A 14,472-nucleotide genomic window follows, 5' to 3' on the forward strand; every position below is an offset into this window, starting at 1 on the left:
CGCGGCGAACGGCAGGGCTGCTGCCGGGAGTGCAGCCGATTTTTTACATTATACGCTATTTTTTAGAAAATATAGTTTCCGGTGCGCTTGCCCTGTGAATAAGCGCGGCACGTTGCATAAACGGCGCTTCTTGCGCTATGCTTAGCGAATGACGGAAACAAAATCGCATTCACTCGTACGCTCCGGCATCCGCCTTTCGGTCGTCACGCTTTTATCGCGCATACTCGGTCTCGTGCGCGAAATGACAAAGGCGGCTTTTCTCGGAACCGGAGCGATAGCGGACGCATTCGGTATCGCATTTCAACTGCCGAATCTCTTTCGAAGGCTCTTCGCGGAAAACAGCGTTTCCGTCGCCTTCATTCCGACCTTCCGCACATACGTCGAAGACATTTCGTCGGATGCCGACAAAATAAAGACACAGGATTTCATCTCATCGACGCTTACCCTCGTCACTTTTTTGACGGGAACCGTCACCGCTTTGGGCATCGTCTTTACGCCCGCGATCATTAAAGTATTTTACGGCAGCACGGATGCGGCGACAATGCCGGAAGCGGTGCTTCTCACGCGTATCATGTTTCCCTATCTCGCCGTCGTTTCCGTCGCCGCCCTCTTTCAGGGAATCTTAAACGGCGTCGGCGTTTTCACTCCGTCGGGCTTCGCTCCCGTTTTGTTCAACGCGGTCGTCATCGCGCTCACGTACATACTCGCCCCATATACGGCGAACCCCGCGCGCGCTATGGCGGCAGGCGTCATCGCAGGCGGCTTTTCGCAAATGCTCTTTCAGCTGCCCTTCGTACTGCGCACAAAGTGGCGCGTTTCGTTCGCGTCGCTTAAAAGCGCGTTTACGAATCCCGGCACGAGACGCGTCATGCTCCTCGTACTTCCGACCGTCGTCGGTATGGCCGCATACCAGATAAACGACGTCGTATCGAGTACGCTCGCAAAGCGCGCGGGCATCGGCATATACGCGAGCCTGCAATATTCGCTTCGGCTGCAGGAATTGATTTTAGGCATATTCGCCGTGTCGATCGGTTCGGTTATTTTGCCGGATATGTCGGCGCTTGCGCAAAAAAAACGGTGGGACGATTTTACGGCGCTGCTCATCCGCGCCCTAAAAATCATCACGCTGATAGCGCTTCCGGTTACGTTTTATTCGCTTATCTGCGGAAAGGAAATCATTTCGCTCGTCTATAAAACGAAAAACTTTACCGACGAATCGGTAGCGATGACGCTTTCTGTGTTCCGCTTTCACATGATAGGTCTCGTCTTTATCGCACAAAACCGCGTTTTGTCTCCGTCGTTTTACGCGCAAAAAAATACCGTGCTTCCGACGTTCGCAGGCATTTTCAACTTCGCCGTCAATATCGCACTCGCTTCTCTTTTCGTCGCTCGCATGAAGGGAGCGGGCATCGCACTCGCCCTTTCGATCGCAAGCTTTGCGAACACCGTTTTTTTATGCGCCGCGCTTCCGTACCTGCGCTCCGTCGATACCAAAAAGATTATTAAATCGTCGGTACTGTATGAATTGAAAATAATAATTTTTTCACTCGCCGCCTCTCTTCCCGTCTATATCGTGCGACCGCGCCTCATATCTTTTTTTGCAGGGCACGGCCGCGTCGTTTCGGACGGAAGCGTCGTCGCCGTTTCCGCGCTCCTCTTCGCCGCCGTCGGCATCGCTCTCCTTTTTTTCACGCGGGATGAAATCGCAAAAGCCGCCTGCGGAAAACTGCTCAAGCGACGCGCCGCACGGTAATGTCGCTTTCCGAACCGCAAAAAAATTGCTATATTGTAAGCGAGGATATATATGAAAATGCCGACAGCGGATGAATGTAAAAAAATGTATGCGGAACGCCGTGCACGCGTTGCCCGCTTTATGAAACAAAACGGTATCGGAGCGGCCGTATTTATCGACAGCGAAGAAAAACGAGAAAGCGCCGTGCGCTATCTTTCAGGCCACATAAGCGATGCGGTTTTGATCGTATTCGACGATGCATATTCGGTACTCGTTCCGTGGGACGAAATCATGGCAAAGCGCTATGCGTTTGCGGATAACGTCATACCCTACACAAAATATAAAAACACGGCGATCGATGCGGTAAAAGCGGTGCTCGGCGAAAGCGATCATTTTAAAAACAAAAAAGTCGAACTGCCGCCCGCGACGACGTATCCCGAATTTTTAAAATACGTCGATGCGCTCGAAGGCTGCGACGTCCACTGCCGGGAAAACAGCGTGCATCACTTTGTCACTGAACTTCGCATGATAAAAGACGCGTACGAAATCGCATGTACGAAAGAAGCTGCGCGCATAGGCGATTTGATAATCGATACGGTGGAAGACGGTATCAAATCGAAAAAGCTCGTAACGGAAACGGACGTCGCATTGCTTATCGAAAGGGAATGCCGCGCTCACGGCTGCGAGCGCACGGGGTTCGACACGCTCGCCGCAGGACCGGAACGCAGCTGGGGCATCCACTGTTTTCCGAATTACACTGCGGGAAAATGGGCGGACACGGGACTTTCCATTCTCGATTTCGGCGTCGTCGTAAACGGCTATACGAGCGATACGACGGTCACGGTTGCACGCGGTAAGCTTTCCGCTGCACAGGAAAAACTCGTCGCTCTCGTACAAAAAGCGTACGACGAATGCCTCAAGCTCTATAAGCCCGGCCTTTCAATCCGCGATGCGGCGCTCAAAGCCGACGAAGTGTTTGCAACCGGGAAACGGAAAATGCCGCACGGACTCGGACACGCGATCGGTCTTGAAATACACGAACCCCCGCGCGTCAATATCAAAGCGTCCGAAACGCTCGTTTTTAAGCCGGGCATGATCGTAACGCTCGAACCGGGACTCTATGACGAAGCGCTCGGCGGCTGCCGTCTTGAAAACGACGTGCTCATCACCGAAACGGGAAACGAAGTTATAACGCATTCGAGAATTATTAAATTATAACTGTTTTGCGGATTCGCATCGCACCCGGGCGAACTCAGCGTCCGCGTGCATTTTCGAGAGCTTCCGATGCGGCAGCGTCGAGAGCTGCGGCAAGGGATGCATCGGGTAAGTCGGCAAGTTTTGTGCGCATATCGTGAATGACAAGCGGCACAAGCTGCTCATCGGTGAGCGAAGTGAACGGCGATGTACCGTTTGTTTCAAGAAGACCTAGCGGCAGTTTTATCTTTCTGAGCACTTCGGCTGTCGCAAGCAATCCCGGCCGACCGGAAAGACGCGCGATCACATAGTCGAGCAAAAGCCGCGTTTTGCTTGACATAAATTTTTCCTTTTGCCGTACAGGTAAAAAGCCGCACATCGTACGGAGTTTTTTAAACAATTCGAGTTCGATCGCAAATTGATCAGCGCTTTTTTTATTTTGCAGAGCTGCAGCGATGTCGGGAAGCGCATGCATGGCTTTTTCAAGCACAGCGGTAAGCTCGGCGGACACCTGATCGCTGCGACGAGCGCCGTCGAAAAGTTGCGGAACTCGTTCCTTTCCGAAAGTCTCATTGCGCGGCATCGCTTTTGTTTGCTCGGATGCGTTTTCCTGCGGCGAAACTTTTTTTTGCACTTTACGCTCGATAATCTCGCCGCGTTTCCCGTCCATTTCGGAAAGAGTTTTTTCCGCAGCTTCCCGTATTTTTTTCATCGCATCTTCTGTCGCATCTTTGACATTCGACTCGGCAAGGGCGGCATCCGTACGTATCCGTTCGGCACTTTTTTTTGCCGTATCGATAAGGCGTATCGCGTCCTCGGCAGCATCGCGCGCGGCTCGGCTCGTCCGATGCGCTTCATCGTAGGAACGACGCAATGCGGCAAGTTCGCTCGCTCGTTCGACATTCGAAGTATCAAGGGCTGCCGCAAGTCTGCGTGGAGCTGCGATACCCGCTTCGGCAGCACCCGGTAAAGGTATCGACGCTTTAGGCGGCGATTCCGGCAAAGGACGCCGAGCCGGTACATCTTCGGCTACCGAAATCGGTTCGTCTTCATAATTCACATATTTTGCTTTGCTTCGAGGCAAAACGACAGGCATTTCAAATTCCGCATCGATAGTTTCCGTACCGAATCCGTCGTCGATATTTCCGGGGACGGTTTCATCGAGTCCAGCCGCCGGCCCCGTTCGCCCGTCGAAAACGTCGTCGTTCCCAGCAGTCCGGGAAGACGCGTCTCGATCGATCGGGCGGTCGGGCGAAATAAGCAGATCCAAACCGTCCGCTTCGGAATCCTGCATTTCCTCATCACTTTCCCGATCGGTCATCGTAAACGGATCGATTTCGTCGTCGGCTTTTAAAAGGCTTTCGCCCATCAAATCGAAATCGAAGGGCGTCTCTTGCGTAGGAGCCGGCTCATATACGGCAGCTTCGAGCGCTTTCGTTTCCGGAGAATCCATAACGATTTCCGCACCGCTTTTTTCATCGCTTTCATCGGCAAGATAATCGTTTTTTGCAGCTTCCGCTTCGGCCTGCAATTCAGCGATGCGTGTTACTTCGCTGTTTGCCAAAACATTGCCGTCGTCTACGGCGAGAACGGCGCGGTAAGTATCGAGCGCGGACGAAAGTTTCCCTTCCGCCGTATCGATTTTTGCCGACAATACGAGGGCTTCTTCGTCGTGCGGATATTTTGCAAGATAGCGCGTAATGTAATTCCGCGCCGTATCGAATCGCCCCGTTTGCAAGGAGCGGAACGCCGCCGATTTTTCATACGCAAAGTATTGCGCGTCGATCGAATTTATTTTTTTGTAACAGACGTCCGCTTTTTCGTTCTCGCCTTTGCAGAGGCAATACTGTCCGTAGAGATCGAGGGTTTGTACATCGTTTTGATTTTTCGCGTAGAGCGCTTTGAGCTTTGCAAAGGCAGACGCGTCATCGCCTGCGGAAAGAAGGGTGCGCACGTACTGAAACGCGACCGCTTCATCCAACGGAGATTTTTTTTCCGCCTGACGCATGAGAGCTGCGGCGTTTTCAAGCGCACCGTTTTTTTCATACGCGTCGGCAAGGCACGAGATAAAGCTCGAGTTTTCCGGATCGAAGGCCGAAGCTTTTTTGAACGCCCGAACGGCAGCTTCATAATCGAAGCGCCTTCGTTCTACGCGGCCGAGGAGCGAAAAAAGATGCGCATCCGACGGATGGAGCGCAATCGCTTTTTCGACGACGGATGCGGCGGCAGCCGTTTTATGGAGGCGGAGCAAAAGAGCCGTATATCTTTGCACGGCTTCCGTCCAGCCGGGCTTTGCGCGGAGGGCGGCTTCGTATGCGTTAGCCGCTTCCCCGTACGCGTGCAACGCTTCATAGGTTTCGGCAAGGTTCAGCTGCAGTACCGGATGATTCGGATCGACTTGCAGACCCCGCTTATATGCCGTCGCGGCTTTTTGATATTCCTTTCGGCGCGCATAGATCGCACCCAGATGATTGTACGCAAGCGTATCGGCGGGATCGGAGGCGATAACCGATTCGAAGCACTCGACTGCCCGGTCGTAATCTCCCATCGAACGATACGTAAATCCCAAATTATAATTTACTTCGGCATTGCTGCCGCCGATCGAGAGAGCCGTACGGAGTACATGGAGAGAATCGTCGAAGCGGCCGAGCCTCCGGTAAATGGCGTCGAGTGCATTGAGAGAAGCCGTATCGTTCGGATTATTTTTATTAATTTTTTCGTAATAAGGAAGAGCGCGCGCATCGTCGCCCGATTTGACGTATACGTCACCGAGCGCAAAAAGCACGTCGCGGTTTTCGGGGTCGTCTTTTAACAATCCCTTATATAAGCGCGCGGCGAGTTCAAAATCACGGGAAGCGAGAGCCGCCGACGCACGGCGCAAAACGAGTTTATTTTCCTCTGCCCTTTCACTTGCCATAAGTGCTTTCCGCCTCGGGCCGCGCATAGGTTTCGCGCGAAAGGGAGCCCCTTATCCGATTGTCGAGTTTCGAATACGATGCGACGGCAAAATAATAAATCGTCCCGTTTCGAAGCCCCGTGAGCGTAATCGACTGCACAAAGCCCGCATCGACAGGCGATGAGCCTTCGCGCGCGACGCGTCCGAGGTATTCGCCGGGTCTCGTGCCGTAATAGACGTAATAACCGCCTGCGCTTTCATCGACCGAATGCGACCACGAAAGCGTTACGTTTCCGTCACCGGAAGCCGCTTTTACGGTAAAAGGCGGAAGCGGCAAAGGAGGCACCGTATAATCGATATCGATTTGCGTAATCGACGGCGTATGCGATCCGTTTCCGTCCGGATAAAGATCGGCAGCTATTTGAAAATACAAACCGTTTACGCCTGAAATCGCTTCTCCGTTTCGCACCGGACGCCATGCGGGGTACGAATCCGTCCAGCCGAAAATATTGTCGCCGCTTCGCACATAGAGGCGTACTGCAGTCTCGGCGGGTTCGTTCACCACCGCCGTCACCGAATCGAGGGAAGATGCGACCGACGTCAAAAACGGCTGCGTTTCGATCCGCCCGCCGGACACACGATACTTCGCATATCCGAGAGTCGACGCGTCTTCCGATTTTTGCCGCATCGCATTGTCGTAGGTTCCCTTTTGTATGCGGAAATCGTCGATGCTTCCCGTATACTTTCCGCACAGTTCTATATCCGCAGGTACACCGAAATACGCAGGATACACCGAACCCGACGCACGGCCGGTCGACGTAACGTAGGCGATCGCTTCGAGCATACCGTTTACGCGGTATTCAATGCATCCGCTCTCTTCGTCGAAAGCAATCGAGTGATGCGCCCATGTTCCGGGAATCAGAGTCGTAATGCCCGAAAGCGTCACGTCTCCTTTTTCGTACCCGTCGAAGAGATTCGAAAACGTCCATGAAAGATGATTTTGATAAAAAGAAGCCGTAATCATCTGATATACGACGTTCCGCCCGATGCTGCGCGACGAGCGCCAATTAAAGACGACTTCGCCGTTTTCAGCGACTGCAGGCAAAAGCCAAAACTCGATATAAAACGACGGAGCGTGTCCTTCGCTGCCGAAAAGAGAACCCCGCTTTCCGTGAATCGATATGCCGCCTTTTCCGCGGGAAAGCGCCGCGCCTTTTCCCATAGCCGATTTCCCCGAAAGCAAAAGTTCGTTTTTGACTACCGTATAATTACCCGCCGTATCCGTAAACGGCTTTTTTTCGAAATCGAACAGCGCATCGGTAAAAGCATCGGCGCTCCGCGAATCGGTTGCAAGTTCGATGCACGGATACCCGAAGCGCCCCGTACCTTCGGCGACTCCCCGCTTTACTGAGAGCTTCGACCAGCCCTCCTTTCCGCCGATCGTCATCGAATCGGCAAAAGCGGGACGGATACACAAAGCGGTCGAAAGAACGCACAATAAAGCGTACACACGCAAACGGAGCGCCCGCGAAACGGCAAGTGCGCGCACCGGACGAAGAGCGCATAAAGCGGCAAACGCACCTACTGGACGAAGTGTGGATAAAATCGTTATTTTTTTATTATACGGAATACACATAGGCACTATGGCAAAAGCGGTACGGGAAATATTACACGAAACGGCATTACAAGCCCCCTCTTCAAGCGGCGTCTACCTGTGGCGGAACCGGCAGGGAGATGTCATCTATGTCGGCAAAGCGAAAAACCTGAAAAACCGCCTCACCTCGTATTTTTCCGGCAGCAAAGACATCAAAACGAAACTGCTCGTCGCGCACGCCGATTCGATCGAGTATATCACAACGGCAAACGAATACGAAGCCTTTTTGCTCGAAAACAATCTTATTAAAAAACACAATCCGCGCTACAACATCGATTTGAAAGACGGCAAATCCTATCCCGTTCTGCGGATCACGAACGAAGAATTTCCGCGCGTCATCAAAACGCGGCGCGTCCTCGAAGACGGTTCGACCTATTTCGGACCTTACCCCGACGCGGGCGCACTCGACACCTTTATCGATACGCTCTACCGCATCTATCCCGTGCGGCGGTGCAAAACGCTCAAAAAACGCGATGCCCCCTGCCTCTACTACCACATCGGCAGATGCGACGCCCCCTGCTGCAAAAAAATTTCACACGACGCCTATACCGAATACATCGGCGAAATCGCAAGCCTTCTTGAGGGAAAAGGAGACGACACCGTAAAAAAAATAACGGCCGAAATGCGGCGCGCATCGGAAAATCTCGACTTCGAAAAAGCCGCGCGACTGAGAGACGGACTTTCAGCGCTTTCGATCATGCAAAAACAGAATATCGTCCAAACTTTCGACGGCGACGACCGCGACTATATCGCCTATTGGAGGGAAGGAGAACTCGTAAGCTTTACCGTCTTAAAACTCCGCGGCGGCAAACTCGAAGGACGCGGCAACTACCGTACCGTAAGCTTAAACGAAGATACCGAACTCATCGGAGAGTTTTTCAACGCATACTACACCGACAAAGCCGAAGTACCCCCGCACATTTATATACCGAATTTATTAATTAATGATTTATCCGACATTGAAATTTCTCATACCGATACGGGGAAGAGCCCTCCCCCGCGCTCGCACACGGTTGCTCGCTCCCCCTCCAGCGGGGACACCCCGCAACTCCCCGATCGAAGCGTCGCTTTTCTCTCGCCCGCCGAACTTGCAAGATGGTTTTCCGAAACGCTCGGGGCCGAAACCGAAGTCGTCCCCCTTTCCGACGCAAGCGAAAACGCAAAATACCACACGGCAGCCATCAATATGGCAAAGCAAAATGCGCATGAAGATATCGTGCGGCGCCTGCGTGAACGAGGCGACATACCCGCGCTCGAAGAACTCAAAACGCTCCTTTCCCTCGACACGCTTCCCGTTCGCATCGAAGGATTCGACATCGCGCATATCGGCGGAAAATTCCCCGTCGCAAGTTTAATCAGCTTTTACAACGGCAACCCCGACAAAAAAAACTACCGTTATTTCCGTCTCAAAACGACCGACGGCATCATCGACGACTTCGCATCCATGCGGGAAGCGACGAGCAGACGCTATACGAGACTTTTAAACGAAGGACGGGAGCTGCCCGACCTCCTGCTCATAGACGGCGGCATCGGACAGGTAAACGCAGTGCAGAGCGTACTCACATCGCTCGGCATCGAGATCCCGATCGCGGGACTTGCCGAAAAAAACGAAGAAATCTACCGGCCCGGCAACAGTACGCCCATCGTGCTCCCGCGCAGAAGCGACGCGCTCCGCCTGCTCCAGCGCGTAAGAGATGAAACGCACCGTTTTGCGACAAGCAAAAACCAGCGCCTCCGCACCAAAGAAAATACCGTAAGCATTTTTCTCGAACTTCCGGGCATCGGCGAAAAGCGCGCGCGTACATTGATAAAAAAATTTACGACGCTCGAAAACCTCGCAAGTGCCGATAAAGAGTGCATCGCGGACGCGCTCGGCATGAGTACGGACGAAGCGGAAAACATTGCGCGGGAAGCAAAAAAACTCAACGATGCACGGAAAGAAAAAAAAGCGAAACAAATCGAATCGCTCGAAAGCTCCGGTACGACCGCGCAAAAAGCCGCAGCAGCGCACTACATCGACAGCCTTGCCCGCGCCGCCCTCGACGGAAGCGGCATCGAATAAGGGCAGGCTATTGCCGAAAGTCCGGCCGATTTTTTACAGTACGCATTGTTTTCCGCCAATATAATTTCAGCTGCCCTTGCCCCGTACCGCCCGATTGTAGAAAATGCAATTTCCTCTATAATGTATACGATCGATATATGACCGCATAAAAATTATTAAGGAAATTGCAAATGGAATACATTTTCGATAAAGAGGGAAACCCGCTCGGCGTCGTACAAGGCGCATACATCCACGACATGGAAGGAAATCCCGTCGGACAGCTCAAGGGCGAACACGTCCACAAACTTACCGGAACTTATGTCGGCGAACTTAAAGACGGCATGATTTTGGATATGCACAAAGGTAACTTCGGTAACGCAGGCTACGCCGAAAATCCGGGCAAGTGCATGCACCCCACGGCACATTCTCCGCGCCCTCCGGTGCGCACCGTATTCGAAGACGCGTGGGAAAGATTATTCGACGACGGGCTGTAAAGCGGCATCAAAAAAACGGAACATGTCTATTGCACGGTTGGAAACCGACAATGAATCTATCTTCAATGCGGAGAAATTTATTGATGAGTAAAAATGCCTGTTGTACAAAATCAGTTACAGACTCGTTTCTAGGATTTTTCAGAACTCGCCTATTTTCAAATTACCTTCTTTATCGAAATCAAGATCTTGAAATTCAGAAAGAAAACCCATATCGGTATGTGCTTCAACCTCAGCTTTAAGTGCTTCAGACACCATAATTTTTTCAATATGGGCAGAATTAGCAATACGAACAATTCTGGGAGATTTTTTATCAATTCCTACACAAGTAAAAATAGCGGCCTGAATGGCAGTCTTATCGTTTTTGAGAATGACAGGAACTTTCGCTCCCTTCAAAACTGTACACGTAAGAGCATTGGGATAAGCCGCATCAAAATCCATTTTATCAAACATTCTTTTTGTACTGAAATCTGCCATACCAGCACCAATTGCATTACCATGTGTTTCATCACTCAAATCAAGAACAATGTATCGCTGAACATCCGGTCCGCCATGCGCATAGGGGGTACAATAAGAAGCCGTTATATTCGGGTCCATACCATCCCCGCTAAAATTTTTGCCTATCTGATCAACAATAAGAATATCTATTTTATTAATATATATCTTAGGCATCAATGCCTTAGCTTTTAATAATAATTCCGGTTCTCTTGTAGGAATTTGATTTACCGGGATTGCCTCAATAATTGCAGTATTATCAAAAGAATCTTCTACGAGTGCTAAACCAAATAAAATCGGCGCCCTATCGAGAATAATTTTTCCAAATGTTTTCACATTGTGAGCCATATTTTTGAAGCCTTCCGAATGGCAAAATTCCGCTCCCTTTTGTTTACCAAGCCCGATAGTCATCATTTTATATAAGCCGCTTTCAAATTCCCCTCTAAAAGCAGTATGTGGTTTTATTCGCCCCGCTACAATTATACCATCTGCGTGAGCAGCATTAACATCAATTCGAACTTCTTTACCATCATCAGTTTCTGCAATTTTAACCGTGTCCATAGAGGATATAATAGGCGCCTCTATATATTCCTCTGTAACTCCAAGTCCTTCCAGATACTCTTTTTGTCCCTGTGCTGTAGCACCGCCATGAGAACCCATAGCAGGAATAATAAAAGGCTTACATCCTAATTTCTTGACATTTCTGACAATTTCTCGTGTTATCAGAGGAATATTTGCAATACCCCGGCTCCCTACTGTAATAGCAATAGAATCACCGGGCCTTATTGTTTTTGCAATTTCCGGTCTACAGAATTCCTTTTTGATTGCACCAGGAATATCCGAAATCGAGTTATCTTTAAAATATTGTTTTACAATACCCATTCTAGGAATTGGTACATCCTTCAACATTTCATGAATAACTCCATCTCTATCCCATTGACTGTCCCGTCGTCTATTAGTCATAATATCATCTCCATAAACTACAGGTATAAGTAATTATCCTGCTATTAACCAAAAATTAATTTTGGTAAAAAAAGAACAATACTTGGGAAAAATGTTGCCAATATCAATACAACAAGAAGAGAGCCATAGAGAGGAAAAGATGCTTTAAGCAAATCTTCCATACTAATCTTACCAACATTACAAACACTAAATAAACAAACTCCAAAAGGAGGTGTTACCAATCCAATAGCTAAGTTCAAAACAACAAGAACTCCAAAATGAATTGGATCTATCCCTATCTGTAAAATAACAGGAAAAAGGATAGGAGCTAAAATAATAATAGCCACACCGGCATCTATTAACATTCCAACAAATAGAAGCAAAACATTAATAAGCATAAGAATAATAATGGGTTTTGTTGATATTGAAAGCAAAATTCTTGCTGCAATTTGGGGCAATCCTTCAAATGTAAGAATAAATGTAAAAATCGAAGAAACAGCAATGATAGAAACTACTGAAGCCGTAATTTGAGCTCCATTTATAAAAGAACGGTATAAAACTTTCCAGTTCATTGTTTTATAATAAAAAATAGAAATTATCAAAGTATAGAAAAAAACAATAGCCCCAGATTCTGTCGGAGTAACGATACCGGTCATAATACCCGAAAGAATAATAACCGGTGCTCCTAGTGCCAAAAAGCCCCTTTTAAACGTTTTCCACAAATAAGAAAAAGAAAATTTTTTCACATGTCCAAAAGAATGTCGCCTGGAGATAATATTGTTTTGAACCATCATGCTCACAGTCATAAGAATTCCGGGAACAATACCGCCTACCAGCAACCAAGAAACTGAAAGTTCTGCGACACCTCCTAAAATAATCATTAAAATACTAGGAGGAACAACGACGGAAAGAGTTGAAGAAATAACAGTAATAGCGGCAGAGTATTCTTTACTATATCCGTCTTCCACCATTTCAGGAATCATAATCGAGCCTATAGAAACGGTATCAGCAACTGAAGAGCCGGAAATTCCTCCGAATATAAAACTAGCAAGAATGTTTACTGCTCCTAACCCACCTCGAGCCCAACTGACTTGAGCTTTACAGAAATTTATGAGATGCTTTGCGACGCCACATGTTTCCATCATCACCCCTGCAAGAATAAAAAAAGGGATTGCAACCAGAACATAGGATTCCATACCGGAAAACATCAATTGAGGAATAGATATCAAAGGAACAGGATGATAAAAAAATATTGCCAAGATACTAGAAAGACCAATTGACACAAGAATTGGACAACCAATAATCATTAATAATACTGCCAAAACAAAAACAGTTATGCTCATTATAGGGACCATCAAAATTCCTCCTGTTCTGCATTTTTAGGTAGCCGAGTATATGAGTTTAATCTAATCTATTAATTCAGGATCTTTTCCTGTTAGAATCCCATGAATTTTTTCAATAATTCTATACACAGAAAGAATACTTCCGAAAACACAAGGAGATCTTAAGAACCAATATGGAAGATGGGTTGCAGGAGCAAGCGTTTGACTACGAAAATAACCGATTAGAGCATGAGTTCCTAGATAACCTAAAAAAATCATCATAATCATAAAGAAAAGGTTATTAAAAATTTTTAATATTTTACGTATTTTCACAGGGAAAAGTTTGTACACAACCTCAATCCCCACATGAATATTCTCTTTTATTGCAATACTAATCCCAAACCATACGGAAGCACTGAAAAGGAAAGTAATTAATTCAAGTGTCCATGGAGTCTTTATAAAATGCACGAAGCGATACAACACCTGTATTAAAGCCGTAATAAGCAAAGCAGACATCAAAATAGGTTGTATATGGTAATCAATGTTTCGTAAAAACTTAATTATTTTTTTCTTCATTGTTAATCCTTTTCTAGAATTAACGGATACTGAACATTTTTACTGCCGGTATCCGTTAATTCAAATCAGTCATTAAAAAAATATAGTTATTGTCGTGTTGCTTCAGCTCCGGCTTTCAATTTTTTGAAAGTCTCTTCACCAATAGTTTTAGCAACACTTGCATATACAGGTCCCATCCGGTCAATCCAGGGTTTTTTCATCGCAGTAGTAAAATCCGTAAACTTTATTCCTCTTGCAGCCATTTCTTCACGTGCTTTTAACTCACCTTTGTTTATTAATTCGAGCATTACTTTTGTCGATTCTTTTGCAATATCATCAAGATCAGCCCGAAAGTCTGCAGGAAGGTTGTCATACCATGTTTTATTTACAACAACAAGAACACCATCTGCCATATAATTCCATACATTAAAATATTTGCCTTGCTCAAAAGTTTTTGTAGTAAAAATTGTTTGTAAGGAGTTATCTTCCCCTGCAACAGTCCCAAGTTGCATCGCCGTATAAATTTCGCCTGAAGGCAGCGGAACAGGTTTTGCACCCATAGCCTCAAAAGTTGTGATAAAAAGATCCATACCAGGAACTCTAAATTTCAATCCGGCAATATCTGCAGGAGAAATAATTGGTCTCTTAGAATTTAAAAGTTGACGAGGACCTCTGGGCCAATAAACCAATACTTTCAAATTATTATCTTCCAATTTTGCAAACCATTTCTTAACATATTCCGGTTCCGTTTCCATAAAACGAATCAGGTGATTCATATCATCAAAAAGAAAAGGAGTACTCAGAGCAAATAATTCAGGAACTAAGGTCGCAAGAGTTACCTGAGATTCACAAGTCATCTGTACGACATTACTCTGTGTCTGTTCAAAAATAATTTTCCAATCTCCCTTTGCCAGTTGTCCATTTGGATAAATAGTACACTTTGTGTTGGGATGTTTTTTAAGTATTTGCTCTTTGATATATTCAAAGCCACCTTGCCAAGCATTTGAGATAGGTAGATTGTGTTGAATATTCAATGTAATTCCTTTATCAGCAGAATCTTTTTGCCCTTCGGAACTTGCAGAAAATACTACTAGAAACCCAACCAACAATGCCATAACAAATTTCTTCATTTCAATGCTCCTTATAAAAA

At 47.6% G+C, this 14,472-nt stretch carries 10 protein-coding genes; 4 read left to right on the forward strand and 6 right to left on the reverse strand.

The window, feature by feature from the left end:
- Positions 1 to 148: 148 nt before the first annotated feature.
- Both murJ and HMPREF0860_RS03590 read left to right on the forward strand, forming a co-directional pair.
- Positions 149 to 1,753, forward strand: coding sequence for a murein biosynthesis integral membrane protein MurJ (gene murJ / locus HMPREF0860_RS03585; RefSeq protein WP_021331064.1), 1,605 nt, complete (start codon positions 149 to 151; stop codon positions 1,751 to 1,753).
- A gap of 51 nt (positions 1,754 to 1,804) precedes the next feature.
- Positions 1,805 to 2,950, forward strand: coding sequence for a M24 family metallopeptidase (locus HMPREF0860_RS03590; RefSeq protein WP_021331075.1), 1,146 nt, complete (start codon positions 1,805 to 1,807; stop codon positions 2,948 to 2,950).
- 34 nt (positions 2,951 to 2,984) lie between these two features.
- Here the strand turns inward: HMPREF0860_RS03590 and HMPREF0860_RS03595 are convergent, their stop codons facing one another.
- Both HMPREF0860_RS03595 and HMPREF0860_RS03600 read right to left on the reverse strand, forming a co-directional pair.
- Entirely contained in the window at positions 2,985 to 5,843 is a 2,859-nt protein-coding gene (locus HMPREF0860_RS03595) for a tetratricopeptide repeat protein (protein WP_021331084.1), read from the reverse strand.
- Complete coding sequence (locus tag HMPREF0860_RS03600; protein WP_244870188.1) at positions 5,833 to 7,332, reverse strand: hypothetical protein; 1,500 nt, start codon at positions 7,330 to 7,332, stop codon at positions 5,833 to 5,835. Before HMPREF0860_RS03600 ends, HMPREF0860_RS03595 begins: the two co-directional genes overlap by 11 nt.
- A 133-nt stretch (positions 7,333 to 7,465) precedes the next feature.
- On the opposite strand from HMPREF0860_RS03600, the gene uvrC reads away from it, so the two are divergent.
- Complete coding sequence (uvrC, locus tag HMPREF0860_RS03605) at positions 7,466 to 9,538, forward strand: excinuclease ABC subunit UvrC (protein WP_021331076.1); 2,073 nt, start codon at positions 7,466 to 7,468, stop codon at positions 9,536 to 9,538.
- A gap of 170 nt (positions 9,539 to 9,708) precedes the next feature.
- Complete coding sequence (locus HMPREF0860_RS03610; protein ID WP_021331070.1) at positions 9,709 to 10,011, forward strand: 4-fold beta flower protein; 303 nt, start codon at positions 9,709 to 9,711, stop codon at positions 10,009 to 10,011.
- A 138-nt stretch (positions 10,012 to 10,149) separates the two neighbouring features.
- Here HMPREF0860_RS03610 and HMPREF0860_RS03615 read toward each other — a convergent pair whose 3' ends face one another.
- From HMPREF0860_RS03615 to HMPREF0860_RS03630, 4 genes are all read right to left on the reverse strand, one after another.
- Positions 10,150 to 11,466, reverse strand: a complete 1,317-nt coding sequence (locus tag HMPREF0860_RS03615) for a nickel pincer cofactor-dependent isomerase, group 22 (protein ID WP_021331058.1) — start codon at positions 11,464 to 11,466, stop codon at positions 10,150 to 10,152.
- Positions 11,467 to 11,510: 44 nt separating this feature from the next.
- The gene (locus HMPREF0860_RS03620) at positions 11,511 to 12,800 is read right to left on the reverse strand and encodes a TRAP transporter large permease (RefSeq protein WP_021495505.1); all 1,290 of its coding nucleotides are present in this window, start codon (positions 12,798 to 12,800) and stop codon (positions 11,511 to 11,513) included.
- 51 nt (positions 12,801 to 12,851) lie between these two features.
- Complete coding sequence (locus HMPREF0860_RS13190) at positions 12,852 to 13,343, reverse strand: TRAP transporter small permease (protein ID WP_052037678.1); 492 nt, start codon at positions 13,341 to 13,343, stop codon at positions 12,852 to 12,854.
- A gap of 86 nt (positions 13,344 to 13,429) precedes the next feature.
- The gene (locus HMPREF0860_RS03630) at positions 13,430 to 14,452 is read right to left on the reverse strand and encodes a TRAP transporter substrate-binding protein (protein WP_021330421.1); all 1,023 of its coding nucleotides are present in this window, start codon (positions 14,450 to 14,452) and stop codon (positions 13,430 to 13,432) included.
- Positions 14,453 to 14,472: the final 20 nt, after the last annotated feature.

This window comes from Treponema socranskii subsp. socranskii VPI DR56BR1116 = ATCC 35536 (genome assembly GCF_000468115.1).
GTDB classification, from domain to species: Bacteria; Spirochaetota; Spirochaetia; order Treponematales; family Treponemataceae; genus Treponema_D; species Treponema_D socranskii.

What these genes read in the sequence shown, in the direction of transcription:
- murJ (WP_021331064.1), top strand. Translation starts at nt 149, where the DNA reads ATGACGGAAACAAAATCGCATTCACTCGTACGCTCCGGCATCCGCCTT.
- HMPREF0860_RS03590 (WP_021331075.1), top strand. Translation starts at nt 1,805, where the DNA reads ATGAAAATGCCGACAGCGGATGAATGTAAAAAAATGTATGCGGAACGC.
- HMPREF0860_RS03595 (WP_021331084.1), bottom strand. Translation starts at nt 5,843, where the DNA reads ATGGCAAGTGAAAGGGCAGAGGAAAATAAACTCGTTTTGCGCCGTGCG.
- uvrC (WP_021331076.1), top strand. Translation starts at nt 7,466, where the DNA reads ATGGCAAAAGCGGTACGGGAAATATTACACGAAACGGCATTACAAGCC.
- HMPREF0860_RS03610 (WP_021331070.1), top strand. Translation starts at nt 9,709, where the DNA reads ATGGAATACATTTTCGATAAAGAGGGAAACCCGCTCGGCGTCGTACAA.
- HMPREF0860_RS03615 (WP_021331058.1), bottom strand. Translation starts at nt 11,466, where the DNA reads ATGACTAATAGACGACGGGACAGTCAATGGGATAGAGATGGAGTTATT.
- HMPREF0860_RS03620 (WP_021495505.1), bottom strand. Translation starts at nt 12,800, where the DNA reads ATGGTCCCTATAATGAGCATAACTGTTTTTGTTTTGGCAGTATTATTA.
- HMPREF0860_RS13190 (WP_052037678.1), bottom strand. Translation starts at nt 13,343, where the DNA reads ATGAAGAAAAAAATAATTAAGTTTTTACGAAACATTGATTACCATATA.
- HMPREF0860_RS03630 (WP_021330421.1), bottom strand. Translation starts at nt 14,452, where the DNA reads ATGAAGAAATTTGTTATGGCATTGTTGGTTGGGTTTCTAGTAGTATTT.